Source organism: Peribacillus sp. FSL R5-0717 (genome assembly GCF_038002945.1).
Taxonomy (GTDB): Bacteria; Bacillota; Bacilli; order Bacillales; family DSM-1321; genus Peribacillus; species Peribacillus frigoritolerans.
This window is the reverse complement of sequence record NZ_JBBOOF010000001.1, coordinates 1,065,381-1,091,881: the sequence shown is the minus strand read 5'-3', so window position 1 is coordinate 1,091,881 and position 26,501 is coordinate 1,065,381. Positions and strand designations below refer to the sequence as shown.

General features: G+C 42.7%; 28 protein-coding genes and 1 riboswitch. Of the genes, 22 read left to right on the top strand and 6 right to left on the bottom strand.

What is annotated here, in order from left to right; translation table 11 throughout:
* Nucleotides 1-21 precede the first annotated feature (21 nt).
* The 3 genes from mbcS (at nt 22) to rarD (ending at nt 4,370) form a co-directional block, all read left to right on the top strand.
* Nucleotides 22-1,605, top strand: coding sequence for an acyl-CoA synthetase MbcS (gene mbcS / locus NYE65_RS05295; protein WP_048677943.1), 1,584 nt, complete (start codon nt 22-24; stop codon nt 1,603-1,605).
* Between the two features lie 153 nt (nt 1,606-1,758).
* Nucleotides 1,759-3,360, top strand: a complete 1,602-nt coding sequence (locus NYE65_RS05290) for an amidohydrolase (RefSeq protein ID WP_340859982.1) — start codon at nt 1,759-1,761, stop codon at nt 3,358-3,360.
* A gap of 80 nt (nt 3,361-3,440) precedes the next feature.
* Nucleotides 3,441-4,370, top strand: coding sequence for an EamA family transporter RarD (gene rarD, locus NYE65_RS05285; protein ID WP_048677941.1), 930 nt, complete (start codon nt 3,441-3,443; stop codon nt 4,368-4,370).
* Nucleotides 4,371-4,464: 94 nt separating this feature from the next.
* On the opposite strand, the gene NYE65_RS05280 is transcribed toward rarD, so the two are convergent.
* Nucleotides 4,465-5,292: a protein-glutamine gamma-glutamyltransferase gene (locus tag NYE65_RS05280; protein ID WP_340859981.1), complete on the bottom strand. Its 828-nt coding sequence runs from the start codon at nt 5,290-5,292 to the stop codon at nt 4,465-4,467.
* Nucleotides 5,293-5,604: 312 nt separating this feature from the next.
* Nucleotides 5,605-5,714, top strand: a riboswitch (TPP riboswitch).
* Nucleotides 5,715-5,847: 133 nt separating this feature from the next.
* On the opposite strand from NYE65_RS05280, the gene NYE65_RS05275 reads away from it, so the two are divergent.
* From NYE65_RS05275 to NYE65_RS05255, 5 genes are read left to right on the top strand one after another with little or no spacing between them, the layout of a single operon-like run.
* Nucleotides 5,848-6,843, top strand: a complete 996-nt coding sequence (locus NYE65_RS05275) for an ABC transporter substrate-binding protein (RefSeq protein ID WP_340859980.1) — start codon at nt 5,848-5,850, stop codon at nt 6,841-6,843.
* An 11-nt stretch (nt 6,844-6,854) separates the two neighbouring features.
* Nucleotides 6,855-7,139, top strand: coding sequence for a thiamine-binding protein (locus NYE65_RS05270; protein WP_034309193.1), 285 nt, complete (start codon nt 6,855-6,857; stop codon nt 7,137-7,139).
* Complete coding sequence (locus tag NYE65_RS05265) at nt 7,136-7,918, top strand: ABC transporter permease (protein ID WP_340859979.1); 783 nt, start codon at nt 7,136-7,138, stop codon at nt 7,916-7,918. The genes NYE65_RS05270 and NYE65_RS05265 overlap by 4 nt, the downstream gene beginning before the upstream one ends.
* Nucleotides 7,908-8,645, top strand: a complete 738-nt coding sequence (locus tag NYE65_RS05260) for an ABC transporter ATP-binding protein (protein ID WP_054400648.1) — start codon at nt 7,908-7,910, stop codon at nt 8,643-8,645. Before NYE65_RS05265 ends, NYE65_RS05260 begins: the two co-directional genes overlap by 11 nt.
* 18 nt (nt 8,646-8,663) lie before the next feature.
* Nucleotides 8,664-9,434: a TatD family hydrolase gene (locus NYE65_RS05255; RefSeq protein ID WP_340859978.1), complete on the top strand. Its 771-nt coding sequence runs from the start codon at nt 8,664-8,666 to the stop codon at nt 9,432-9,434.
* A gap of 35 nt (nt 9,435-9,469) precedes the next feature.
* Here NYE65_RS05255 and NYE65_RS05250 read toward each other — a convergent pair whose 3' ends face one another.
* The gene (locus NYE65_RS05250) at nt 9,470-10,270 is read right to left on the bottom strand and encodes an NAD kinase (RefSeq protein ID WP_034309184.1); all 801 of its coding nucleotides are present in this window, start codon (nt 10,268-10,270) and stop codon (nt 9,470-9,472) included.
* A 205-nt stretch (nt 10,271-10,475) separates the two neighbouring features.
* Here NYE65_RS05250 and sppA point away from each other — a divergent pair, with 205 nt between their 5' ends.
* From sppA to tpx, 5 genes are all read left to right on the top strand, one after another.
* Nucleotides 10,476-11,477 carry a signal peptide peptidase SppA gene (sppA, locus tag NYE65_RS05245; protein ID WP_063575484.1) on the top strand — a complete coding sequence of 334 codons (1,002 nt, stop codon included), beginning with the start codon at nt 10,476-10,478 and terminating at the stop codon, nt 11,475-11,477.
* Nucleotides 11,478-11,489: 12 nt separating this feature from the next.
* Nucleotides 11,490-12,029 carry an RDD family protein gene (locus tag NYE65_RS05240; RefSeq protein WP_340859977.1) on the top strand — a complete coding sequence of 180 codons (540 nt, stop codon included), beginning with the start codon at nt 11,490-11,492 and terminating at the stop codon, nt 12,027-12,029.
* A 99-nt stretch (nt 12,030-12,128) separates the two neighbouring features.
* Nucleotides 12,129-12,821 carry a DUF2953 domain-containing protein gene (locus NYE65_RS05235; protein ID WP_328176314.1) on the top strand — a complete coding sequence of 231 codons (693 nt, stop codon included), beginning with the start codon at nt 12,129-12,131 and terminating at the stop codon, nt 12,819-12,821.
* A 16-nt stretch (nt 12,822-12,837) separates the two neighbouring features.
* Nucleotides 12,838-13,338, top strand: a complete 501-nt coding sequence (ytfJ, locus tag NYE65_RS05230; protein WP_057276717.1) for a GerW family sporulation protein — start codon at nt 12,838-12,840, stop codon at nt 13,336-13,338.
* Between the two features lie 178 nt (nt 13,339-13,516).
* Nucleotides 13,517-14,017, top strand: a complete 501-nt coding sequence (gene tpx, locus NYE65_RS05225) for a thiol peroxidase (protein ID WP_034309176.1) — start codon at nt 13,517-13,519, stop codon at nt 14,015-14,017.
* 187 nt (nt 14,018-14,204) lie between these two features.
* On the opposite strand, the gene NYE65_RS05220 is transcribed toward tpx, so the two are convergent.
* Nucleotides 14,205-14,528 carry a hypothetical protein gene (locus NYE65_RS05220; protein ID WP_328176312.1) on the bottom strand — a complete coding sequence of 108 codons (324 nt, stop codon included), beginning with the start codon at nt 14,526-14,528 and terminating at the stop codon, nt 14,205-14,207.
* Between the two features lie 454 nt (nt 14,529-14,982).
* Here NYE65_RS05220 and NYE65_RS05215 point away from each other — a divergent pair, with 454 nt between their 5' ends.
* The 4 genes from NYE65_RS05215 to NYE65_RS05200 all read left to right on the top strand — a co-directional run bounded on the left by NYE65_RS05215 (nt 14,983) and on the right by NYE65_RS05200 (nt 18,922).
* Entirely contained in the window at nt 14,983-15,969 is a 987-nt protein-coding gene (locus tag NYE65_RS05215) for a class I SAM-dependent methyltransferase (RefSeq protein WP_034309170.1), read from the top strand.
* A gap of 169 nt (nt 15,970-16,138) precedes the next feature.
* Nucleotides 16,139-17,344, top strand: a complete 1,206-nt coding sequence (locus NYE65_RS05210) for an acetate kinase (RefSeq protein ID WP_328176311.1) — start codon at nt 16,139-16,141, stop codon at nt 17,342-17,344.
* Between the two features lie 226 nt (nt 17,345-17,570).
* Nucleotides 17,571-18,413, top strand: coding sequence for an EcsC family protein (locus tag NYE65_RS05205; protein WP_048681081.1), 843 nt, complete (start codon nt 17,571-17,573; stop codon nt 18,411-18,413).
* Nucleotides 18,410-18,922 carry a MogA/MoaB family molybdenum cofactor biosynthesis protein gene (locus NYE65_RS05200; protein ID WP_340859976.1) on the top strand — a complete coding sequence of 171 codons (513 nt, stop codon included), beginning with the start codon at nt 18,410-18,412 and terminating at the stop codon, nt 18,920-18,922. The genes NYE65_RS05205 and NYE65_RS05200 overlap by 4 nt, the downstream gene beginning before the upstream one ends.
* A 58-nt stretch (nt 18,923-18,980) precedes the next feature.
* Here NYE65_RS05200 and NYE65_RS05195 read toward each other — a convergent pair whose 3' ends face one another.
* Nucleotides 18,981-19,295: a hypothetical protein gene (locus NYE65_RS05195; protein WP_034309161.1), complete on the bottom strand. Its 315-nt coding sequence runs from the start codon at nt 19,293-19,295 to the stop codon at nt 18,981-18,983.
* Between the two features lie 213 nt (nt 19,296-19,508).
* Between NYE65_RS05195 and NYE65_RS05190 the strand changes: the two genes are divergently transcribed.
* Both NYE65_RS05190 and argH read left to right on the top strand, forming a co-directional pair.
* Nucleotides 19,509-20,714, top strand: coding sequence for an argininosuccinate synthase (locus NYE65_RS05190; protein ID WP_034309158.1), 1,206 nt, complete (start codon nt 19,509-19,511; stop codon nt 20,712-20,714).
* The gene (argH, locus tag NYE65_RS05185; RefSeq protein WP_034309155.1) at nt 20,711-22,090 is read left to right on the top strand and encodes an argininosuccinate lyase; all 1,380 of its coding nucleotides are present in this window, start codon (nt 20,711-20,713) and stop codon (nt 22,088-22,090) included. The genes NYE65_RS05190 and argH overlap by 4 nt, the downstream gene beginning before the upstream one ends.
* A 52-nt stretch (nt 22,091-22,142) precedes the next feature.
* On the opposite strand, the gene NYE65_RS05180 is transcribed toward argH, so the two are convergent.
* The gene (locus tag NYE65_RS05180) at nt 22,143-22,580 is read right to left on the bottom strand and encodes a universal stress protein (protein ID WP_340862088.1); all 438 of its coding nucleotides are present in this window, start codon (nt 22,578-22,580) and stop codon (nt 22,143-22,145) included.
* A 230-nt stretch (nt 22,581-22,810) separates the two neighbouring features.
* Here NYE65_RS05180 and NYE65_RS05175 point away from each other — a divergent pair, with 230 nt between their 5' ends.
* Nucleotides 22,811-23,380, top strand: coding sequence for an outer membrane protein assembly factor BamE (locus tag NYE65_RS05175; protein ID WP_340859975.1), 570 nt, complete (start codon nt 22,811-22,813; stop codon nt 23,378-23,380).
* An 81-nt stretch (nt 23,381-23,461) separates the two neighbouring features.
* On the opposite strand, the gene NYE65_RS05170 is transcribed toward NYE65_RS05175, so the two are convergent.
* Entirely contained in the window at nt 23,462-24,559 is a 1,098-nt protein-coding gene (locus NYE65_RS05170; protein ID WP_264639175.1) for a M24 family metallopeptidase, read from the bottom strand.
* A 118-nt stretch (nt 24,560-24,677) separates the two neighbouring features.
* On the opposite strand from NYE65_RS05170, the gene NYE65_RS05165 reads away from it, so the two are divergent.
* On the top strand, nt 24,678-25,358 hold the full coding sequence (locus NYE65_RS05165) for a metal-dependent hydrolase (RefSeq protein ID WP_048681095.1): 681 nt from the start codon (nt 24,678-24,680) through the stop codon (nt 25,356-25,358).
* A gap of 879 nt (nt 25,359-26,237) precedes the next feature.
* Nucleotides 26,238-26,462, top strand: a complete 225-nt coding sequence (locus NYE65_RS05160) for a hypothetical protein (protein WP_034309145.1) — start codon at nt 26,238-26,240, stop codon at nt 26,460-26,462.
* The last annotated feature ends 39 nt before the right edge of the window (nt 26,463-26,501 follow it).

The window sequence follows — 26,501 nt, the reverse complement described above, 5'->3', positions numbered from 1 at the left end:
TCATAATTGGAGGGGAAGAATATGAAGCGTGAAGACTTATTGGCTCCGGAACATTACAACTTAGTGAGTGAAATGGAACGTTATGCAAAAGATCCAGGTAAAGTTGCCGTACTTTGGGAGAACGAAACCGGAGATAAAAAACAACTTACATATGAGAATTTATTAAAAAGTGCAAATAAAATTGGAAATGCCTTCAAGAAAAAAGGACTGGGTAAAGGTGATACGGTCCTCATCATAATCCCCCGTTTGGTGGAAGCTTATCAAGTGTATTTAGCAGCATTGAAAATTGGCATGATTGTCATCCCTTGTTCTGAAATGCTTCGTGCGAAGGACTTGCAGTACCGAGTCAACCATGGTGATGTCAAAGGAATCATCAGTTATCATGAATATACTGACGAATTGAATGAAATAGAAGGAGCGGAAAGCCTCCTGAAGTTTTCAATCGGAAAACGAATCGAAAATTGGCTGGATTTGAATGAGCTCGCCGATGAGGAATCCGATCAGCTGACCATGGCTGACACGAAGAGTGAGGATATGGCATTCTTATCGTATACTTCCGGAACGACAGGAAATCCAAAAGGGGTCGTCCATACACATGGCTGGGCTTATGCCCATTTGAAAACGTCCGCTGCAAACTGGCTAGGAATCAGCGAAACGGATGTCGTTTGGGCAACTGCAGGCCCAGGGTGGCAAAAGTGGATCTGGAGTCCTTTCCTGGCGGTTCTGGGAACAGGAGCGACAGGCCTTGCCTATCATGGAAAGTTCGAGGCGAAAAAATATCTTCAGCTGCTTCAGGACTACAAAGTGAATGCATTATGCTGTACACCAACCGAGTATCGATTGATTGCAAAGGTGGATAACCTTGATGATTATGATTTATCCCATCTTCATAGTGCTGTATCAGCGGGAGAGCCTTTAAATCAAAAAGTGTTCGAGGTCTTTAAGAACCATTTCCAGATTGAAGTGCGTGATGGGTATGGACAGACCGAAAATACCTTGTTGGTTGGTGTAACGAAAGGCATGGAAATTAAATTGGGCTCCATGGGCAAACCGACTCCGGGCAACCATGTGGAAATCATCGATGACTCCGGTAAACCTTGTTCTCCTGGCGTAGTGGGGGATATTGCCGTACATGTCGATACACCTGCTCTTTTTAAAGAATATTTTAAAGATCCCGAGCGGACATCGCAGCAATTCCGCGGGGACTATTATATCACCGGCGATCAAGCGAAAAAGGATGAGGATGGTTATTTCTGGTTTGAGGGTCGTTCTGATGATATCATCATCAGTTCGGGATATACGATCGGACCGTTTGAAGTGGAAGATGCACTCGTTAAGCATCCATATGTTAAAGAGTGTGCCGTTATAGCAAGTCCTGATGAAATAAGGGGAAATGTGGTCAAGGCGTATGTCGTCTTGATGGATGATATCGATCCGAACAGCCAGGACTTGATCAAGACGCTTCAATCGCACGTAAAAGAATTGACTGCTCCATATAAATATCCAAGGAAAATCGAATTTTTAGAAGAGCTGCCCAAAACGACATCAGGTAAAATCAAACGGGTGGATTTACGGAAAAGGGAAGAAGCACTCCTTAACAATTGATCGAAATGCATGAACGTCAGCCTTCAAGGCTGGCGTTTTTTTATTGACTGAGACTTGGGTAAAAGCATAAATATGGGAATTCGTGTTATGAGATGGTACACTTACTGCATATCTGTACAGTAACAATCATTTAATAAGGAGTGTAAAGCCGGAATGGGAACGTTATGGTTCAATGGGTCGATTTATACGATGATTAAAGAAAATGATCAAGTAGAGGCAGTATTCACTGAAAAGGGGGTAATTGTTGATACCGGCAGCCTGGACCAGTTGAAAAATGAATATGCCGGCAATATTTCCAGGGAAATCGACTTAAAAGGACAAACGATGCTGCCGGGATTAGTGGATAGTCACCTTCATTTGGTCGGACATGGTGAGAGACTGCTTCGTCTAGACCTCTCTTTGATGGATAGCAGGGAGTCGATCATGAAATCCTTGAAGGAAAAGTGCTTAAAGACCCCGGCCGGAAAGTGGATCGTTGCCGAAGGGTGGAATGAAAATGAATGGCCGAGGCCTGAATTGATATTACGGGATGAGCTTGACGCGATATCGGCAGATCATCCCATCGTATTGAAAAGGGTCTGCCGTCATGCCTTGGTGGTCAATTCCCGGGCCCTTTTGGAAGCGGATATTAAAGAAGATATAAAAGAACCTTCAGGCGGGGTGATCTGCCGTTATCCTGACGGACGTTTAAATGGATTATTTAAAGAAAGCCAGGCGCAGAACCTTATTTTAGACAGCCTTCCCGGCATTGATCAAGAGTATATCGAAAACGCGCTCACAGAGGCCATAGAAGACGCATATAAGCTAGGTTTGACTGGCGGTCATACCGAGGACCTCCATTACTACAATGGCTTCATGCCGACATATCAGGCGTTTAAATCGGTAATCGAGGGCCGGGAAATGGCCTTTCGCGCCAACTTGCTCGTCCATCACGAAGCGTTAGAAGAAATGCTGGCAGCAGGCGGCGGCTATCAGAAAGGTACGCGATATATCAAATTCGACAGCATGAAGATCTTTACCGACGGCTCCTTAGGCGGACGCACAGCCCTGTTGAGCGAACCTTATGTAGATCAAAAGAATACGAATGGAGTCGCGATATTCACTGAAAACGAGCTTCAGGAATGGGTGAAAAAAGCAAGGGCTGCCGGAATGCCGATTGCTGTCCATGCGATTGGCGATCTCGCTTTTGAATACGTATTGAATGCAATTGAAGCCCTCCCCCCGAAAAAGGGACAGAGGGACCGGCTCATCCATGCGCAGATTGTACGGCCGGAGCTTTTGGAGCGTGCGGCAAAGCTGCCGGTAATCTTCGATATTCAACCGGGGTTCGTTCCGTCCGATTTTCCGTGGGTGGAAGAAAAGGTATCAGCCGATCTATTGGAATCCTCCTATGCCTGGAGAACCTATTTGAACATGGGCATCATTTGTGCGGGAGGGTCGGATGCACCCATTGAACCATTAAATCCGATTTTGGGCATTCATGCCGCTGTCACAAGGATGAAAATCAACAGTGAGGACCGTACCGTATATGGTTTGTCTGAAAGGCTTTCCGTTTTCGAGGCTTTCGCATTGTATACCAAAGGGAGTGCTGCAGCAATCGGCCAGGAAAAACGCCGCGGTGTGATCAATAAAGGGTACGATGCCGATTTTACCGTGTTTAATCTGGACGTCTTTGCTGTTGCACCGGATGATCTCCTGAAAGCTGAGGCGGTCATGACGGTCATCGATGACAAAATCATGTATGATAAAAATTAACAGTTGCAAAAAAAGAAATGGAAATACAAAATTGTTAGATGGAATTAGATAAAGGAATGTAAATGGAAAGAAGGCTTGATATGAAAGTGGATCAACAAAAAGAAGGGGCGATTTATGCAGCCCTTTCTTACATGATGTGGGGAGTAGTGCCGGTTTACTGGAAGTTCCTTCAGGGAGTCGGTGCAATAGAAATTTTAGCTCAGAGGGTATTATGGTCTTTCGTGTTCATGCTGGTTTTATTGATGTTCATGAAAAAATGGCAGGCGTTTCTAGATTATGTCAAAAACATAATGGGCAATCCGAAACTCTTTACGGCATTACTAACGGCGTCACTGCTTGTTACAGCTAATTGGGGAGTGTTCATATGGGCCGTTAACTCAGGACGGATCCTCGACACGAGCCTTGGATATTATATCAATCCGCTCGTCAGTGTACTATTGGGAGTGATAGTCTTAAAAGAAAAATTGAGCGGGGCCCAAATCATTTCATTCCTGCTTGCAGGAATCGGAGTCTTGATACTTGGCATTCATTTCGGCACGATCCCGTGGATTTCTCTTGTTTTGGCCATGACCTTTGGATTATACGGTCTGGCAAAAAAAATGATCAAGGCCGAATCGGCAATCGGGCTGACGCTCGAAACGATGATGGTAACGCCTCTGGCCCTAGGTTACCTGATTTACTTGATGAACAGGTCGGAAATGCAATTCTTTACAGACGGGAGCACAAGCTTGCTGTTGGTGGGCGGCGGGATTGCCACGGCATTGCCTCTTTTATATTTTGCAAAAGGGGCTGAGAAGATCCCGTTATCGATGCTAGGCATTTTTCAGTATATCGCTCCGACCTTATCTTTATTGATCGGGGTATTCGTCTATCATGAAAGTTTCACCAAAGCACATCTTTTAGCCTTTTTGTTCATATGGTCAGCCTTGGCTGTTTATACACTATCCATAACGAAATGGGGGCAGGCAAGTGCCCGCAGGTTCAAAGGCAAAGGCAATATTGGTGCGTGAAAAGAAAAAAATGCTTGGGGAAATTTCTGCCCAAGCATTTTTTTTATGTCGATATTCAATAAAACGGATTTATGGCATAGGCGAAATGCCAGGGTCATGAAAGGTATATCTTCGAACCTATTTCAGAAACAATACAATTGGAAAGGCTGGCAGGACTGTTATCGGGCTTGGCACGGGGGTTATTTAGTTGGAATTGTCTATAGAAGGAACTATCCAGGAAAATGATATGCGTTGTCAGAAATGCTGATATGGTGGCAAATGGCTTTCTATTGCTATTTAATTCATCGATGATTCCCTGTGCAGTGGTAATCCCGATCCCGTGGCCATAAAAGAGGTTATTCCCTAATAATATGGCATTTTCACCTTGCCATTCAGGGGTTGCCAAGTCGTGATCAGGGTTTTTGAAGTAAACGCAATCACCTGGTGAATAATCCCTTCCTTGGTGAACGATGAGAGCCATATTCCTTGGAGGGCGAAAGTCATATAAAAATAGGTCTGAAAAAAGATAGTCGAAATTCCTAGGGCCGATTAGATCCAAAATCGCCTTTAAAAAAGTGACGATCATTGCTGTCCCGCATTCGAAGGCATAAAGCCCTCCATTCATGAAAATGTCAACGAGCGCAGCATGAGGGAGAATCCCTGGCTGAAGGGTAAAGGTGCCATCCTTTGAAAGGTGCCAATAACGTTGATTGGATTGAGACTCCTCAAGTGTGGAAAAATCCGGACCGCTTTTATCCAACGCAATAGCTGCCTCTATGACTCGGTTCCTCAGCTGTATCTCGAAATTAAAATCCCAAAAGTTCCGGTATTCAAAAACGTTAGAATCTTCCGCCAAGCATTGAAGAGTTTCAAGCGATTTGGCAGAGGCTGTACCTGGTTGGATTTGACTGACATCTAACCATTTGTGATTAATCTTTATCATGACATATCCACCTTTTGCTTATGAAATTAAGGGTTTAATAAAACAAGTAAACAAAAATGTCTACACGTAATGCTCATTATATGAATGCTTGAAAAGAAATGACTATTTGGAACGTGTCCGCCGCCGTTGCAGCCAAGAAATATTGGAACGGAAAGAGGCAGAATTATTTTGCTTTCAATGATTTTCGTTCCAAAAGATATTTGCAAGATATCCTGAAGTGCCAGGAATACCTTTCCAATTAGAGAGAAGAAGCAAATTAGTATTCCTTTTTCCCCATGAATTGATATAATGAGAGAGAAAAGTTCATATGTGCGAGAAATGTAGGGGGGCCAGTACTGCTGGCTGAGATTGCATCCATTAGATGCTGACTCTTTGAACCTGATCTGGGTGATGCCAGCGGAGGGAACATATTATGACTGATTTCCTGTTTTGTATGTTAACGTCCGAATTCATCTTCGGGCGTTTTTTGCTTTTTTATCCAGTATTTGAATAGCCCTGGAGCCCTATTATGGTTCCGGCATATGAATTTTATAAGATGTGTAGGAGGATAATGACTTGAATAAATTCTTACCACTGTTAACTTCGTTCTTCCTTTTAGCTGGATGCGGAGCAGGCGGAACTAATGAAAAAGAAGAAGCATCTAAAAATGAAGAATTAAAGAAGGTATCGGTCGTGCTCGATTGGACACCGAATACAAACCATACAGGATTGTATGTAGCCAAGGAAAAAGGTTATTTTAAAGAACAAGGTCTTGATGTGGAAATTATCATGCCAGGTGAAGCAGGAGCTGATAAGCTTGTCGCTTCAGGGAAATCTGAATTTGGCGTGAGCTATCAAGAGGGCATAACGCAGGCCCGCGTACAGGGTGTGCCGATTGTTTCGGTAGCTGCCGTCATCCAGCATAATACTTCGGGATTCGCTTCCCCTGAGGCTAAGGACATTACGACTCCCAAAGATTTTGAAGGGAAAACGTATGGTGGCTGGGGATCTCCGGTTGAAAAGGCCATTATTGATTCACTCATGAAAAAGGAAAATGCGGATGTAAATGAAGTGGACATAGTCAATACAGGAGACATGGATTTTTTCACTTCGGTTAAAAGGGATATAGATTTTGCCTGGATTTATTATGGTTGGACAGGCATTGAGGCTGAGTTGCGAAATGAAAAGCTTAATATGGTGTACTTAACCGAATACTCTGATAAGCTTGATTACTATACGCCTGTTTTGACTACAAATGAAAAGATGATAAAAGAAGATCCCGAGACTGTTAAAGCATTCGTTCATGCAGCTTCGAAAGGGTACCAGTTTGCGATTAAGAATCCTGATGATGCAGCAGATATTTTAATTGAGTCTGAACCGGATCTTGATCCAAAACTAGTGAAGAAAAGCCAGGAGTGGCTTGCAGCCAAGTATCAGGATGATGCTCCGCGATGGGGTGAACAAAAGCTTGAAATTTGGAAGAATTACAGTGAGTGGATGACTGAAAATAAGCTTCTTGAAGGTGATTTCGATCCTGAAAAGGCATTTACCAATGAATTTTTACCAAAATAGGAGGAAATACAATGGCCAATTCATTAATTAGTATACAAATTATTCCTAAAGGGGAAAATGTCATCCCTATGGTCGATGAAGCAATCAAGATCATTGAAGAATCAGGTGTCAAGTATGAGGTTCACCCGCTTGAAACGACAATGGAGGGGGAGCTTTCCGAGCTTTTTGCCGTGATAGAAAAAATGAATGTAAGAATGATTGAAATAGGATCGCCGAATGTCATTTCCCAAGTGAAAATATTATATCAGCCAAGCGGGATTACGATGGATACGTTAACGGAGAAATATCGGGCATGATCGGAAGGGGAATTTGGAAGAAGGGGGCTCCCTTCTTTCTTTTATTATTGTTGCTGATTGTATGGGAGTCAGTGACAGTCTTATTGAAAGTTGAAGAATGGCTGCTTCCCGCTCCATCGGCCATTTTCATTGAAGGAATTGAGTCGTCCCGCAATCTTTACGGACACCTTATATCCACAACCGAGCTTGCGTTGTCAGGTTTTTTTATTGGAAGCTGCATCGGCTTATTGATCGCGGCAATCCTACATCTATTTCCAGGTGTGAAGGACGCGGTTTATCCTCTGCTCATACTATCACAAAATATACCTATCATTGTTTTGGCGCCGCTTTTGGTGATCTGGTTTGGCTTTGGCATGCTGCCTAAGTTAATCGTGATTTCACTTGTATGTTTTTTTCCGGTTGCGGTCGCATCATTGGACGGTTTTCGCCAGACACCATACGAGCTTAAGCATTATTTAAAGATGATGGGAGCGGGGAAAAACCAGTTATTTTGGAAGCTGGAACTTCCTCACTCGATCCCGTTCATTTTCTCCGGCCTGAAAATTTCGGCTACCTATAGTGTAATGGGTGCGGTTATTTCGGAATGGCTTGGGGCAAAATCGGGGATTGGTGTTTATATGACTCTCGCTTCTTCAGCGTTCAGGACAGATCGGGTGTTTGTAGCCATTTTCATCATTATGGGAATGAGCCTGATTTTTTTTGGAATCATCACTTTCTTGGAGAAATACTTGGTTTCTTGGAAGAGAAAGGAGGGCGAAAAGGGTGAAGCTGGAAATTAAAGACGTCTCCTATTCTTTCGATGGTAAGCAGAATATATTGGAGAATATGAATTTCCATGTGAATGATGGGGAATTCGTTACGATCCTTGGGCCATCGGGAAGCGGTAAAAGTACATTGTTCCACTTGATCGGCGGAATTTTGAAGCCTGATCATGGCATCATTTCATTGGATGGTAAAAAGATAAATGGCTTAAAGGGACATATCAGCTATATGCCTCAGCAGCCTTCCCTTTTACCTTGGAGAACGGTATTGGAAAATGTTTTGCTTGGAAGTGAACTTGCTGGTACCAGAGATAAAGAAAAGGCAAAAAACCTTTTGATGAAAGCTGGTTTAGAAGAATACGATAAAGCATATCCCCATGAATTATCTGGAGGCATGAAGCAAAGGGCCGCATTCATTCGGAGTATCTTAAGTCCTCAGGACTTGATGTGCCTGGACGAACCCTTTTCTGCCTTGGATGAACTGACAAGATTGCAAATGCAACAATGGCTGTTGTCGGTTTGGGAAGAAAATCGGAGGTCGGTGCTTTTTGTCACTCACAGCATAGATGAAGCGGTTTTCCTATCAGATAGAATTTATGTGTTATCAGCAAAACCGGCTGCTGTCATCAAAGAAGTGAAAGTTCCATTTTCAAGGCCAAGAAGAGAAGAACAGCTTCTCAGTGATGAATTTATTCATTTGAAGAGAGAATTATATGCAGCACTCAAGCCAACTTTCACTACTTAAGTAAGGAAGCGATACCATTTGAGAATCATCGACAGCCATATCCATTTGGATAAGTATGAAATTGTTAAGCGGAAGCAGATCCTGAAAGACATGGAAAAGGTTCAGTTGGAATCTTTGCTGACTGTTTCCATGAATTTGGCTTCTTCGATTAACAATTATCAGCTTTCACTTAAAGATTCACGAATTAAGCCTGCCTTTGGTTTTCATCCAGAGCAGCCCCTCCCGTGTGATGAAGAAGTGTATGAATTATTGAGCTGGATGCGGGAACATCGTCACGATATGGTTGCCATAGGCGAGGTTGGGCTGCCCTATTACCTAAGGCAGGAAAACCCCAATATTGATAACACAGCATATATAGTGATACTGGAGAGGTTCCTGACCTTAGCTAAAGAGATTGAAAAACCGGTTATCCTTCATGCCGTTCATGACGATGCACCTATCGTTTGCGACCTTTTGGATAAGCATCAAATTACAAGGGCGCACTTTCATTGGTTTAAAGGCGATATCCGGACAGTTGAAAGAATGGCCGAAAAGGGCTACCGCATTTCGATTACACCTGATGTTTGTTATGAGAGGGAAATACAGGAATTAGTTTCGGCCTATCCACTTAAGCTGATGATGATAGAAACGGATGGACCATGGCCGTTTGAAGGGGTTTTCAATGGGGAATGGACCCATCCTGGCATGATGCATGAAAGTGTGCGTCAAATTGCTTCGATTAAAGGATTGCCGATTGAGGATGTCTATGAAGCCCTTTATCAAAATACGAAAGATTTTTATCATATATAAAGGTACCGGTTATCATATCCGGTACCTTTTTTCGTTTAGAGAAAGGTCCTTTTAACCTTTTCCCAAAAGGAATTGTCTTTTAGCTTAACGGTCTTGATGACCTTACCGCTTAACCGGACCTTTACCTTTTCGACATGATTGATGCTTAACGCTTCATTGTCCATTCCGACGATCGGATAGCTTGGTCCGTTTTGTTCAAGGTGGACGGTCAACGTCTTAGCACCGCTTAAGATGAATGAGGAGCCTAGGGTCCGATAGGTATTATTATTGACGGAAGCAAGCTCGCTCACTTGGAAGCAAGGGAGAAGGGGATCGACAACGGCCCCATTGACCGATTTATTATAGGCGGTGCTTCCGGTCGGAGTCGCAATGATGATCCCGTCCCCGCGAAAAGTTTCAAAATGGAGTTGATCAATGAAAATATCCATGATGAACGTTTTGGTGATCGAAGAGCGGATACTGAGTTCATTAAGGGCATAGAAGGAGGGCTGATCGTCCAATTGGATAGAGATGGTTGGATATTTACGCACCTCGATTTGCTCCCTTGTCATGGCATCAATCATTTTATCACTGTCTTCCAAGTGGAAATCGCAATACATATTCAAGTTACCTGTCGTGGAAATGCCCGCATATAAACAGTCATCCCTGAACCCGGTTTTACGGGCTGCCTGCAGGAATGTGCCGTCATCACCGATGCTTACGATGATGTTCGCTTTTGTGAAATCCTGGATGACTTCATACGAATGTTGCTTCGCCAAGTCTGATAAGTATTCAACCTTGCTGAGCATCTCTTCATTCGGTGCATGGAAAAAATAAATATTCCTTCGAGTGTTCATCGTTTCCCCCCTAGTATGTATGGTGATGAAAGGGCTTTCTAAACCCTGTTTACAATAAATGCAATTTGTGCAAAATGGACCAACGCATTTCCAATTTGAGGATTCTTTGCTACAATTTTATATGTCTTAGTTTATCATGGAATGAAACATTTTTGGTATTAGTTCGTATGGTAAGAAGGATACATATATTTAAGGGGGAAAACAGATGAATGGAAAGCGTTGGGCTGCACTTGGAATCGCAGCCGTTTTATTTTTTGTATCTATTGCTGTAGGGGCGGCCACTACTCTATTTACAGCGGATACGGAAAATATCATTGATGAATTATTTGCTTCCGAAAGTGCATTTTACGAGGAAGTCATTGAAGGCGATGATTACACTAATGTTATTGCCGTATTTGATGTAGAGGGCACGATTCAAGATACAGGAGAAGCCTCATTACTTAGTTCAGCAACATATAATCACCGTGCCTTCATGGATAAGCTGAAGATGGCAGAGGAAAATGATGATATCAAAGGGATTATCCTTCGAGTAAATTCTCCAGGCGGCGGTGTTGTCGAAAGTGCAGAGATTCATGAAAAGATCCTTGATATCAAGAAAGTGAAAAAACCTGTTTATGTATCAATGGGGTCTATGGCTGCTTCAGGCGGATATTATATTTCTGCACCAGCCGACAAGATTTATGCCAGCCCAGAAACGATGACGGGTTCACTTGGAGTCATCATGCATGGGTATAATTACGAGAAGCTGGCCAAGAAGTATGGTGTCGAGTTCGAAACAATCAAAAGCGGACCACACAAAGATATTATGAGTCCAACCCGGGAAATGACTGGGGAAGAACGTGAAATACTGCAGAATATGATTAATAATTCTTATGATCAATTTGTAAAAGTCATTGCTGATGGACGCGGAATGACAGAGAAGGAAGTAAGGGAAATTGCCGATGGACGCATTTATGATGGACGTCAGGCTAAAGAAAACCATCTAATCGATGATTTCGGCCATTTGGATGATGTAATTGCCGCAATGAAAACGGATATCGGTAAAAAGGATGCTCAAGTTATCCGTTATACAGATGAGGCAGGTTTCGGTTCATTATTCAGTATGGGTGCGCAAAAAATGTTGGGAAATGATGTGGAAACGGCAGTCTTGACAAAAATCCTTTCCTCTTCAAATTCTCCACGCTTAATGTATTTGTATGCGGAATAGGGGGGCTGAAGGATGACGGAAAGAAATGAAAACAATGAACAAATCGCTTCATCCAATCTAATGGCAGATCAAGAGGTTCCCGTTCAGCAGGAATTTACATCAGCCAAAAAGGCTGTGGGTGATGATGAAGTCAAAAAAGTGCATTTTGCTGGTTTTTGGATGAGGTTTTGGGCCTATTTAGCCGATCTATTGGTTATCGGAAGCTTGAACCGGATTTTGATTCATCCCATCTTTAAATTTTATGAAGGGACTGATGACCTCTGGTTCTCCGCAGAGGGCTTCTTAACGGGGATCGTATTTTTCTTATACTTTGTATTGATGACCAAATTCTTGAATCAAACCCTTGGCAAGATGATTTTTGGACTGAAAGTCGTTGCCTTGAAGGAAGAGAAAAAAACCATTTCATGGAGCACGATATTGTTCAGGGAGCTGATTGGCCGCTATATTTCAAAAGTAACCTGGATTGGCTATCTCTTGGCAGGCCTATTACCGAAGAAACAGGCTTTGCATGATATCTTTGCTGACACGGGCGTTGTGTTGATCAGAAGATGATTTCTTCCATTCATAAATCTGTAAGAGCGTGATTTTCGCTTTTGCAGGTTTATTTTTTTTGCATATGCCGATAATGATAGGCTGAAGGGGTGTGGGTGCATGAAGTGGCTTTTGTTGATTATTGGTATCCTCATTTTGGTGCTGCTTTTTGTTGTTTTCACTAAAATAAAAGTGTCCATCGACTACAAACGTGTCCAGACGAATGACCTAATACATATTAAATTATCAGCTTGGTACGGGCTTTTTCACTATACATTCAAGGTTCCGGTCATGAAAATGGAAGATGACTCGGCAACCGTAATGGTAAAGGAAGAGCAAGAAATGAACGGAAAAACTAATAAGGAAGAAAAGAAAAAAATCACAGCCGAAGATTTGCGGGACGGATTCGCAGACATTCTGGAAACGCTTCAGCATATAATCGGATTCCATAAGATCGTCCGTCAATTCGCTGGGAAAGTCCAAGTCAAAAAATTCACCTGGCATAGTAAGGTCGGTACTAAAAACGCTGCACACACCGGTGTTTTAACTGGTGCATGCTGGGCACTTAAAGGTTCAATCATCGGTTTGCTGACAACCTATTTCAACTTTCGGATCATGCCCTCCTATTCCATTACACCCGACTTTCAGAGATGGCAGGCAAATACGTCGATTTCCTGCATATTACAATTCAGAATCGGGCAGGCTATGGTGACTGGAATAAAACTGCTTCGTTATTGGAAAGGCGGAAAGCCGCATTTCAAGTCGAGGAAATTAGCGAAGCTATTAGGTGATTCCAATAAACAATCGTTCTAGAGTGGAGGGAATTTAAATGTCAGATCATCCGATCCAAGGTTTAATGAAAGAAGCGATGGAAAATCTTAAAGAAATGGTCGATGTGAACACGATCATTGGGGATCCGGTAGAAACTCCGGATGGAAGTGTCATTTTAACTGTATCCAAAGTGGGGTTTGGCTTTGCAGCCGGTGGCAGCGAATTTGTGATGGATGGAAACCATCAGGGACAGCAAGGCGGTTCCAAGCAGCCTTTTGGCGGCGGTAGCGGTGGTGGGGTCTCCATAACACCAATTGCCTTTTTGATTGTCGGTTCCCATGGAGTGAAAATGATTCATCTCGATGAAGGGACGCACCTTCTAGAAAAAATGATGGATTTAGCTCCTCAAGTCGTCGATAAGATTCAGTCCATGCTATCCAAGAAAGACAATTATCAAAAGCAAGGCAATAATCAAAACCAAGGAAATAATCAATACCAAGGCGGCAGTCAACCAGCTGTAAACAGGTACCAAGAACCTAAACAGGATATAGACTTCTAATTGCGACTCGGCATCCGCCGAGTTTTTCTTTTTGCTGCATTCTTCCTTTACCGAAAAAAGCTCGGATGGCGAACTTGTGCAAGCATCATTCACATTTCCTGATTCAATTAATTGCAAAATTCCGGAAAAACAAATATTATTATGCTTGTACATATAGCAGAAAAGGGAGGAATTATTAATGGCTTCAGTTACATTTAAAAACAACCCGATCACTTTAGTGGGACAAGAACTAAAAGTTGGGGACAAAGCACCTGATTTTACAGTATTGGCTAATGACTTATCACCGGTTACTTTAAGCGACTCCAAAGGTTCTGTCCGCATTATCAGCGTTGTTCCATCCGTGGATACAGGCGTATGTGATGCACAGACACGTAAATTCAACGAAGAAGCGGCAAAATTGGATAATGTGAAAGTACTGACGATCAGTAACGACCTTCCTTTCGCGCAAAAACGCTGGTGTGCTGCCAGCGGCTTGGACAATGTTCAAGTTCTTTCCGATCACCGTGACCTTTCATTCGGTGAAGCATATGGTGTCGTCATGCAAGAACTTCGTCTATTGGCTCGCTCTGTATTCGTTGTGAACAGCTCTGATGAAATCACATATGTAGAATATGTGAGTGAAGGTACGAACCATCCAAATTACGAAGGTGCAATCGAAGCGGCGAAAGCGGCAAAATAAGATGCGAATTTAAGAAACCGGGCACAATGTGCCCGGTTTTTTGTTATAATGTTGATTTTCTTGTTGATAAAAACCATGACGTTGAAGTGGACAGGTCCTTTTTAGGATTTAATGTTCATTGGAAAGTTGTGTCGATCGATACATTTCATTTCAATTGAAGGGTATCATTTATTATATCTGGATTCAGTTAAGGCTCGAATGTCGGACCATTTTGTGGTAAAACAACCTTGCCAGACCATTCCTGACCATTAGGTGTTCCAACTCTTATGTCAATTTCATTAGGCCACGATGGCATTTGTCTTGGTCCTGGGAAAAACCCCGCTTGTTGCCCTGCTCGAAATCCTTCTCGATATCCTTGTCGATACCCTTGTCGATACCCTTGACGAAATCCTTGGCGAAAACCTTGTTGAAACCCCTGCTGTTGCCTGTTAAATTCATCTGCTGACTGAATATCATGTTGCTGATTTATCGGATTAACCTGCTCATGATAGTTTTGATATTGATTATCCATATATAATCACCACCTCATGCATGGTATTCTGTTTGGGCCTTCATTGAGCCTATCCAAGTAATAAAAAATTACAGGGCAACAAAACAACCCGTTTTAAACAAAAGAGTTTCCATCTAATTTCAAAACAAAGTTGAATGGAACGTAAGGTACGAGACTCCTGCGGGAAAAGCGTGTCTAGGGAGACCCCGCAGGCGCAAGCCGAGGAGGCTCCCCGACCGCCCGCGGAAAGCGAGTGCCTGAAGTGGAAATCAACGTCCAAATTTTACACCTTGTATTTAATTTTCCTTTTACTTACTCATGGTTAAAATTTTGAAAAGGGAGTGGGCGAGAGATTCCTTATCAAACGGAAAACGGTAAGTTAAATAATCGAAGAATGATGAGCAGGACGTACGGCTTGTATCTCTTTCTTCTTACCTTTAAAATAGGGACAGAAGCAAACAGGAGGAATTAATAAGTGAAGTCTACCCCAGTTGAACAATTATTTTATGAATTTGATGAAACAGCTCAAATATTGCAAAGTGAACTATCATGTACGTATCTGGACGCCTTGGGCGAAACGGGCGAGAATTTCTTCCAAGGGAAAGTCCTGCAGGATGAAATAAGTGAAGTATCGAAGAAAAGGTTAGCGAAGCATTATGCAGATTTTTCACCAGAGAAATATGAGAAGGAAGCAATCCGTAAAGCGTATCAGCTTGCCATTTTAAAAGGCATGCAGCAGAGCGTTCAGCCGAATCATCATATGACTCCTGATGCAGTCGGCATGTTCGTCAGCTATTTAGTCGGTAAATTCACCAAGGACCAAAAAGAGATAGTCATGCTCGATCCAGCCATTGGGACAGGGAACTTACTATTTGCGATCATGAATCAGCTTACTGATAAGAACATCGCTTCATATGGTGTCGAGATTGATGAAACCTTGATCAGGCTTGCTTATGCTGGTGCCAACCTGCAAGAACATCCACTGGAATTTTTCAATCAGGACAGCTTGGAGCCACTTTTCATCGATCCTTCAGATGTTGTGGTCAGTGATTTGCCGATTGGTTATTACCCGAATGATGTGCGTGCAGCTGAATATGAATTGAAGGCCGACAAGGGACATTCGTATGCACATCATTTGTTTATTGAACAAGGTGTTAAACACGCGAAGGATGGCGGACACCTATTCTTCATTGTCCCGAATAACCTGTTCGTCTCGGAGGAAGCTCCGAAACTCAATGATTTCCTGAAGAAGCATACACATATCCAAGGGATGGTGCAACTGCCGCTTTCCATGTTCAAGAATGAATCGGCTGCCAAAAGCATCCTGATCCTTCAAAAGAAAAAAGAGGGGATCGAAGCTCCGAAGAAGGCATTGCTTGTACAACTTCCGAAGTTGTCGGATTTCGAAGCGACAAGGTCTGTCATGCAACAGATGGATGATTGGTTTAAAGAGGAAAAATAATCAATGAAAGCTGATGCCGCAGGCATTGGCTTTCATTTTTTTTTGAAGGAATGATTATTGCAATTCTTCGTTATCATTTGGTTGTAATCGCATGCCATGATAAGATTGTACTATACACAGCACGTTTCATTGAGATGAATATGTAACTTAGAGTAAAGGAGCAGGATCGATGTCAAAAGTCATGGCTATTAATGCGGGCAGCTCTTCATTGAAGTTTCAGCTTTTTGAGATGCCTAGTGAAAAAGTAATTACAAAAGGTCTTGTAGAAAGAATCGGCTTGAAAAATGCCGCATTCACTTTAAGCGTCGAAGGCGAAAAGGTTTCTGAAACGGTGGATATACCCAATCATGAAGTAGCTGTAGGGCTTTTATTGAAAAAGCTGATTGACCATCGAATCATTGACTCCTTTGAAGAGATAGATGGCGTAGGGCATCGGGTGGTGCATGGCGGCGAGGTATTCAGTGACTCGGTCTTGATCACGGAGGATGTAATAGAGGAAATCGAAAAGCTTTCCGAGTTGGCGCCCCTTCATAATCCTGCCAATATCACCGGGATACAAGCCTTCAGGCGAATACTTGATGATGTGCCAGCGGTTGCGGTATTCGATACGGCCTTCCATCAAACGATGGCAGCAGGTTCCTATTTGTACAGCTTACCTCTTGAATATTATGAAAAGTACGGAATTAGGAAGTATGGGTTTCATGGTACTTCACATAAATATGTATCGCAGCGTGCTGCCGAAATGATTGGCCGCCCAATTGAACAGCTTCGATTGATATCCTGCCATTTAGGGAATGGTGCAAGCATTACTGCCATAAAGGGAGGCAAATCGATTGATACATCAATGGGGTTTACTCCCTTGGCAGGTGTTACCATGGGAACGCGGTCAGGGAACATCGACCCTGCACTGATTCCTTATATCATGGAGAAGACGGGAAAAACTGCAGATGAAGTGCTGGATGTCCTGAATAAGAAAAGCGGCATGCTAGCCCTTTCCGGATTTTCCAGCGACCTGCGCGATATTCAAGTTGAAGCGGATAAAGGAAATGAGCGGGCTGAACTCGCACTTAAAGTATTTGCAGATCGGATTCACAAGTACATTGGCTCCTATTCAGCTAAAATGGGAGGTGTGGACGGCATCATTTTTACAGCGGGCATCGGTGAAAACAGTCAAACAATTAGAGGGCGTATCTTGGAGGGACTTGAATTCATGGGGGTATATTGGGATAAGGATCTCAATCATACCAAGGGAAAGGAAGCGTTCATCAATACACCTTATTCCCCTGTCAAAGTCATGGTCATCCCAACCAATGAAGAAATCATGATTGTCAGGGATACCGTGAAAATAGCTTTGAAAGAAACCTGGAAAGCATGACTTCCTGTTTTTTTATAATGATCTCCTTATCTCTCTGGTAAGGGGGTCTTTCCAGTGAATGAAGTTTATCAATTTTCATCAGCGGAATTCGACTTCTCGTTGATATTATGTATTGGCAATCCATACCCTTGAACGCCGGATCGCCATCATCCATTCTCAGAAATGCTCCCTTCTATGGTATACTTAAGGGAGAATCCACCAATTCTGTACATAGGAGGCTTGATGCATGGAATTCACGAACCGGGAAATGAAAGTTTGGAATGAAATTAGTGAATGGCAGGAAAAACTCTATCAATATGAGCCAACGGATCTTGCTGCATTGTATGATAAATGGTTGGAGCAGGGGTTTGCCCTGCTACCGGAAAACGTCCAACAACAGTTTTTTGAAAAGCTTGATACTTGGCTTTTTCATTTACATGCCATGGTTCAGAGCTCACAAGTTCAAATAGATGCAAGAGAGCGGATTTTAGCATCTGCGCGCGTGTTTAATGAAGAAATCGAAACGTTGAGTGATTTGAATCACTTATCGATCGACCAGTTGAATTACATAGCCAATCAGCATATTGCTAAGCATCGCTTATATTCTTTTGCACAAGGCGGGATGAGCGGATCAGGAGGCCTGCTTTTGCTGGGGAGCGATATTCCGGCCATGACCGTCATCAATGTCAGGATCGTACAGCTGATTGCGATGTCTTATGGTGTCGAGGTGAATACACCGTTTGAAATGATGCTGGCCCTTAAGGTATTCAATGCAGGAGCGATGCCAAAGAGGCTCCAAGGAATAGCCTGGGAAGAATTGATCCGTGAGGTACAGACAGCAGAAGATGACTATTTTTATTTAGGAATCGAAGAATTGACAAACCCTACATGGATGGAACAGCCGCTCAAGCAGCTGTTGAAAGCATTATCCATTGCCGTTTTCCGCAAAAAACTGGTTCGGGGCATACCGTTCATCAGCATGGCCATCGGGGCTGGATCCAATTATCAAATGACCCGGAATGTCAGTGAATTTGCCCAGAAGTTCTATCAATATCGTTATTTACTGGAAAAGAAGGCTGATGGAGAATGAGTGTCAAGAATCATAAAAAAGCCGTCACGGAGGCAGTTCGCTGCATGGTGATAACCGTCAGCGATACCCGCGATGAAGAAACGGATAAAAGCGGGGCATTGATGAAGGAATTATTGAAATCGAGTGGTCATGAAGTGACGGAATATGTAATCGTTAAGGATGAGCGGAAGGCGATTCAGGATGCGGTCACTTCTGGCAGTCAAAGCGGCATGGTTGATGTCATATTAACAAATGGGGGCACTGGCATCGCCAAAAGGGATGTAACGATCGAGGCGGTCAAAGAATTGATGACCAAGGAAATACCCGGTTTTGGCGAGATTTTCCGTATGCTCAGCTATCAAGAGGATATCGGGGCGGCTGCCATGCTATCCAGGGCAATTGCCGGAGTCGTGAACAACAAAGCGGTTTTTTCCACCCCAGGTTCATCAGGGGCGGTTCGGCTTGCAATGAATAAATTGATACTTCCGGAATTGGGACATGTCGTCGGTGAACTTCGCAAGGATTTATAAGAGGGATGCAAAAAAAGCCACAGTTTTAAACTGTGGCTTTTTTTGCATGGAATAGGCCTTAATTATGCATCTTTTCCGTCACGGCTTGATTGGCACGATACCAAAGCCATAAATCATTGATGATGGAAGCAAGTTCCGCAATTTCGGAATTGAGCTGGCATGATTTGGCGAAATTACTCTCATCGGAGAGCCGAAACTGTTTTCGGTTTATCGTGGATTCCAGTTCCTTGATGCGGTCCGGAATGCTTCCCCTGATATTCTCCCAATGTACGAGTATTTGCTGCTGTTCGCCTTTTGTATATTCATCCCACTCCAGATTCAAATCAGGAATGGAGATGCCGAGCCTTTCATCATAGATAAATAGTTCTCTCATATGCCCTCCGCTTTTCGATTTATCATACTCCTAGTTTACTATATTCTCGCGGAAGCATCCAATGTGTAAATTCCCTGAAAATAATAGGGGATTATTTAGCGAAATCTTTAAAATACCCCTTGTATTTCATTAATAAAGATGATAAAGTACTAATCATAGAATGAATAAAAATAACAAACGATGAATTTTTATTCACACGAAAGGACGATGGAAATGGAAAATCAAAAAGTTGTTTTAGCATATTCCGGAGGTTTGGATACTTCCGTTGCAATTAAATGGTTACAAGATCAAGGGTACGAAGTTGTGGCATGCTGCTTGGATGTCGGAGAAGGAAAAGATTTGGATTTCATTAAGGAAAAAGCGATCACTGTTGGTGCGGTAAGTTCATATGTCATTGATGCGAAGGACGAATTCGCTGATGAATTCGCATTGACGGCTCTTCAGGCACATACTTTGTATGAAGGGAAATATCCATTGGTATCAGCTTTATCACGTCCGCTGATCGCGAAGAAATTAGTGGAAGTGGCTGAAGCGGAAAACGCGGTTGCCGTTGCGCACGGTTGTACGGGAAAAGGAAATGACCAAGTGCGTTTCGAAGTATCAATCTCCGCATTGAACCCTAATTTGCAAGTTCTTGCACCTGTTCGTGACTGGAAATGGTCTCGTGAAGAGGAGATTGAATATGCAGCGAAAAATGGCATTCCCGTTCCGATTGGCATGGCGAGCCCATTCTCGATTGACCAAAACCTTTGGGGAAGAAGTAACGAATGCGGAATCCTGGAAGATCCTTGGGCAGCTCCGCCGGAAGAGGCCTATGATTTGACTACAAGCCTTGAATGTACGCCAGATACTGCCGATATCATTGAAATTGGTTTTGAACAAGGTGTGCCGGTTACATTGAATGATAAAAACTATAAATTGGCTGACCTGATCGTCGAGTTGAATCAAATTGCCGGCAAACACGGAGTTGGACGTATCGATCACGTTGAAAATAGATTAGTAGGGATCAAATCACGTGAAGTCTATGAAGCTCCTGGTGCGATGACATTGATAGCTGCACACAAAGAACTTGAAGATATCACGCTTGTTAAAGAACTGGCTCACTTCAAACCGGTGATCGAGAAGAAAATGACTGAATTGATTTATGAGGGACTTTGGTTCTCTCCGCTTCAAAAAGCTTTGGCTGCATTCCTGAAAGAAACACAAGTGAATGTAACGGGTACGGTACGTGTGAAACTATTCAAAGGTCATGCGATTGTTGAAGGAAGAAAATCCGAGTACTCCCTATATGACGAAAAATTGGCTACCTATACAAAAGCGGACGAATTCGATCATGATGCAGCAGTTGGATTCATTAAGCTATGGGGACTTCCAACGAAAGTGAACAGCATGGTCAATAGCAAGAAGGTGACAGTGTGAGCAGCAAGCTTTGGGGAGGAAGATTTACGAAATCTGCCGAAGAATGGGTAGATGAGTTCGGAGCTTCCATTTCCTTTGACCAGGAACTTGTCCTTGAAGATATTCAAGGCAGTTTAGCTCATGTAACCATGTTAAAGCAATGCAGCATTTTACCTGAAGAAGATGCGGATCAGATCATTGCGGGTCTGAAAAGTTTACAGGAAAAAGCTGAGAAAGGTGAATTGACTTTTAAGGTTGAGATGGAAGATATCCACCTCAACCTGGAAAGTATGCTAATAAGCGAAATCGGTCCAGTTGGCGGAAAGCTTCATACAGGAAGAAGCCGTAATGACCAAGTTGCAACCGACCTTCATCTGTATATGCGGAACCAAACGAAAGTGATTCTGGAACTCATCAATGATTTGCAAATAGCGATTTTGGGACAATCCAAGAAAAATGTGGAAACACTGATTCCAGGTTATACACATTTACAGCGTGCACAGCCCATTTCGTTTGCCCACCATTTAATGGCCTATTTTTGGATGCTTGAGCGTGACAAGCAGCGCTTCACCGAGAGTTTCAAAAGAATCAACATTTCTCCATTGGGTGCTGGGGCATTAGCTGGAACGACTTTCCCGATTGACCGTGCCCTCAGTGCTGAGCTATTGGGGTTTGAGGGAATTTACGAAAACAGCCTTGATGCGGTAAGTGATCGTGATTTTGCCATTGAATTCATGAGCAACAGCGCGACAATGATGATGCATTTATCCCGTTTCAGCGAAGAAATCATTCTCTGGTCAAGCCAGGAATTCCAATTCATTGAATTGGATGATGCGTTTTCCACTGGAAGCAGCATCATGCCGCAAAAGAAAAACCCTGATATGGCGGAATTGATCCGTGGTAAAACAGGACGGGTTTATGGGAACCTAACGGGGTTATTGACTGTTTTGAAAGGACTGCCGCTTGCTTATAACAAAGATATGCAAGAAGATAAAGAAGGCGTTTTTGATACGGTTAAGACCATTGTTGGTTCACTTAAAATATTTGCCGGCATGATTTCAACGATGAAAGTGAAAACGGACGTAATGGAAAAAGCAACAAAAAATGACTTCTCGAATGCGACGGAATTAGCTGATTACCTGGCTTCAAAGGGAATGCCTTTCCGTGAGGCGCACGAAGTGGTCGGGAAGCTTGTATTGTTCTGTGTCCAGAATGGCTGCTATTTAGTCGACCTGAGCATTGAACAATTCCAGGAAGCTTCCGAGTTGTTTGATCAGGATATTTATGATGCATTAAATCCTTATGAGGCAGTTAAACGCCGTAACAGTGCGGGCGGTACAGGTTTTGCCCAAGTCCTGCTGGCGATTGAAAAAGCGGAAAAACTGGTAAGTGAATAACAGGAAAAAGCTCGTTCACCAATTTGGCGAACGAGCTTTTTATCATTTTCTCTTATTGATTCGTACGCACGACCATTACATCACAGTTTGAATGGCGAACGATGCCTTCCGATACGCTGCCGATAAGGAAACGTTCGACCGCATTAAGGCCTGTTGCACCGCAGACAATTAAATCGATCAAATGCTTTTTCGCTAAATCCCTTGGAATTTGAACTTTAGGAGAACCATAGGCAACTTCTGTTTGGACCTTTGTAATCCCGGAGGCAATGGCTTCCGTTTTATACTTGTCCAATAGCTCATTGGCAAAGGTTTCAGAGTGATCACGGATAGTCATATCATAAGCTTCGACAGTAGGGAAATTCCTTGTATCCACGATGTGTGTGAGCACAAGGGTAGCGTCACTGAGTTTTGCTAAGTAGATGGCCTTTTTTAAGGCCCACTCTGCTTCTTCCGAGCCGTCCACTGCTACAAGAATATTTTTATAATCTATACTATTCAAGTGAATCTCCTCCTTCTATTTCATTCCTATTATACAATGATTTACCTTATGGATCTGATTTCAATTGTAACAAATTAGCGAATGTTTATGCCAATAATCTGGAAATTATATGATTCCAACCTTATTATGATGTGATGAATCATTGCATGACGAATATCTATTCTTTTTACCTTATTTGTTTATTTATGGTAACCTCTAATGTGAGAGGAGGGTTTTTTTCTTTGAGTGTTTCAAATATAGTAAACTATGCATTATATTTATACGTGCTTTTGTATGCTCTGATCTATTACATTTTTATTTCTTACATCAATTTTGTACATGCTACGATCAGTTTAATGAGTATATCAGCACTGCTGCTTCCATTTATTCTATTACTATTTTTTCAAAGGATTTCATGGAAATATATCAATAAGCATAATAAAAGGAAACTCAAAATTAGATTTATAGTCATATCAAGCCTTGGCTTTGCCCTTCTGGTTTTTTGTGTGGTTATGTTAGGGGTAAATGAATCTGAATCAAGGTTCACCACTGAAAGATGGTTAAATGATGTTGAAGGGAGAGTCTACCTGGTAGATGACTTAATTAATGAACATGAATTGATAGGCATGACAAAAGATGAAGTGTTCACGCTTTTAGGGTCTCCAACAGAAACGGAATATTTTAAAGAGGAAGATAATGTTGTTTATTATCTCGGTGACGAGAGGGGAATCATAAGAATAGATAGTGAATGGCTGGTCATTTGGTTTGACGGCAGTGATAAAGCAATGAAGTATGAACTGCGGACCGATTAGTTGATATGTTGGATAAATACCCCCGTCTTAAATGAAGGCGGGGGTATTCGGATTTCGTTATATTAAATGGTTCATGCATTATCACTTTATGATTTGCAGGCTCTTCGGGAATTTGGTCAAAATCTCACAGCCGGCATCGGTGATCAATAGATCATCTTCAATCCTGACACCTGCAACATTTGGAACATATATGCCAGGTTCGATCGTATAAACCATTCCGGATTGAAGTTCGAGTGAATTCGTTTCAGTCAAGGATGGATACTCATGGACACTGATCCCAAGTCCGTGGCCGAGCCTGTGCGGGAAGAATTCACCGTATCCTTTATCCCTGATGATGTTTCTGGCCGTCAAGTCTATCTCGGAACAGGATACACCAGGTTTACTGGCTGCAACGGCAGCTTCTTGTGCTCTACGTACAGTTTCATATATTTCTGCCTGTTTATCATTGATATCTCCGTAAGCAACCGTTCTAGTAATGTCAGAGCAGTACCCTTCATGAACGACGCCAAGGTCAAAGAGGACAAGGTCGCCGCGCTGAACCTTCGTATTCCCAGGTGTGCCATGCGGGGAAGCGCCATTTTTACCAGTCAGGACCATGGTGGAGAAAGACATTTGGCTCACTCCAGCCTTTTTCAATTCGTATTCAATCGCTGCAAGGATTTCCATTTCCGTTTTACCTTCATGAATTTCGCTGACACCCACTTCAATCGCAAAGTCGGCAAGGCGGCATGCTTCACGGATTTTGACCATTTCATCTTCCGATTTGATCATTCGCATCTTTTGAAGTTTTTCTTCTGCGGAAACAAGCTTCGGTGCTCCGAAGTGTTGTTGGACCTTTTCATAACGTTCCACATTCATATGCTCTTTTTCAATGGCCATGGTATGAATGGTTAAACCGCGATCCTTGACTGCCTGCTTAACTTTTTCCCAAGGGTTTTCAATGTCGGTGTAACCGATGATATCTCCATCCCATCCAGCTTGTTTAGCATCCGGAACTTCCATCTGCGGGCAGACAAGGAAAGGTTCGGCATTTGCAAAAATGGCAAGTGCCAGCAGTCTTTCATGAGGATCACTAAAAAAACCGCTCAAATAGAAGATGCTCTCTGTAGATGTAAGTAAAGCGGCTTCAGCCTCATTCGCCTGTAGCCAAGTTTGTAGTTCTTTCAAACGTTCATTCATGACGGTACCTCCATTAATAAGATATAATAACCTTAGCAATATTTAAAAGTATAGTAAATGGGAAAGGCCTAAGAAAGCTACATAAAAAAATTGTTGGTATGGGAAGGGAGCATCAAAAATGAAAGTATCTTTTCATGGACATGCAGTTGTAAAAGTCGAAACGAATGGTAAAACGATTTTAATCGATCCATTCATTACTGGAAACGAATTGACCGATTTGAAGGTGGAAGATGTGAAACCGGATGTGATCATCTTAACACATGGCCATAATGACCACGTCGGTGATACGGTTGAATTGGCCAAAAGGCATGATGCGCTTGTAATCGGCATTGCAGAGATTGCCGATTACCTGGGTGATCAAGGGGTCAGGACCCACGGGATGAGCATCGGCGGAGCTTTCGAGTTCGACTTTGGAAAAGTGAAACTGACGCCAGCTTTCCATGGGACGGGATTCAATAATGGAGAGGGGCAAATCATTTATTTAGGAATGCCTGCTGGAATATTGCTTACGATAGAAGGGAAAACGATCTATCATGCAGGGGATACAGCGGTATTTTCCGATATGAAACTGATCGGGGAACGACATCCGATTGACTTGGCATTCCTGCCTATCGGCGATAATTACACCATGGGCCCGGAAGATGCAGCACTTGCAGCGAAATTCCTTCAAGCCAAACAAGTCGTGCCGATTCATTACAATACTTTCCCTGTCATCAAACAGGATCCTGAAAAATTCCTCGACCTGCTTGAAGAGGAAAATGGACTGATCATGGAAGCCGGGGATGAAATAGACTTTTAAAAGGACGGGAGCCTGCAGTTGCTACCGTCAGACTATAGATAAGCTCGATGATAATGGAGTGTGTCGACAGTTTTTTTAGGTTTGTAAAATTTGACCGTTTCTTTCCACTGCAGGCACTCGCTTTCCGCGGGCGGTCAGGGAGACTCCTGCGGGGTCTCCCTGGACTCGCATTCCCGCAGGAGTCTCGCACACCCGCTCCAATCAACTCTGCATTAATACTAAGAGAGAAACCCAATTGCCCTCAGTTTTGGAAGGGTTGTAAGTTGACTGTTTCTTTCTCCATTAAGACTTAACAATTTATATCCGCCTTACTAAAGACTTTTTGTTTTTTATTAGAAAAGGAGAACTTTAGGAAAATAAGTCAAGTTCATTATTTTACATATACACTTCCGTATATCTCATTATCGAGATAGCGTCCGGTTTCCAAAATCTAATGCATGGGAAAGTCGTGGTTGTTGGTGCGTTTGTCTGCACCGCTGTGGACCAAGTGATGATTGGTGTTTTACCAATACTACTGCTTCCTGTTTTCCTTGCAAACTACCTCGTACAGTGAGTTTCTTTTCTAAACTTCATTTTTATTTCTGACACTTCTTTATTATCTGTCTGTTTAGAATCATTTTCCTCGCCTTTGACTGCCACTTTAGTACCTGCTTCGGAACATCCATCTATAGTTAGGGCGCTCAAAGCAACTATTATTGAATTGATATGTTTAACAAAAACTAATCCCTCCTTATGTATATCGAGTAAATTCACTCCTCTTTTATGAAAAAAGAATCCATACAAAGTGAATCTATCTGAAAGTAAACTCTCGCTCAGCAGCCAAGTCTTTTTTCCTTTCGCAGGCATAAAATGAATAGACGAATAAAAAGGGGGGATTGGATGAAACAGAGGTTATTACTGTGTTTGCTTTTATGCGGTGTGATGCTGTATTATGCCGTGCCGCGCTTGTCGTTGGAAAGTGGCGGTCTGGAGGGTCTGTTTGCTGGATCCTGGCTGTTGTTTGCATTGTTGGCGGTAGCTGGAAACTTGACGGGCATACTATATTCTCCTAAGAAACAAAAGGTAAAGCGCCAGCCGGAATACAAAAGGTTGCGCCAATACTAGTAGTTGTTTGATAAACTGGGCTCTTTGACCTTATAATGG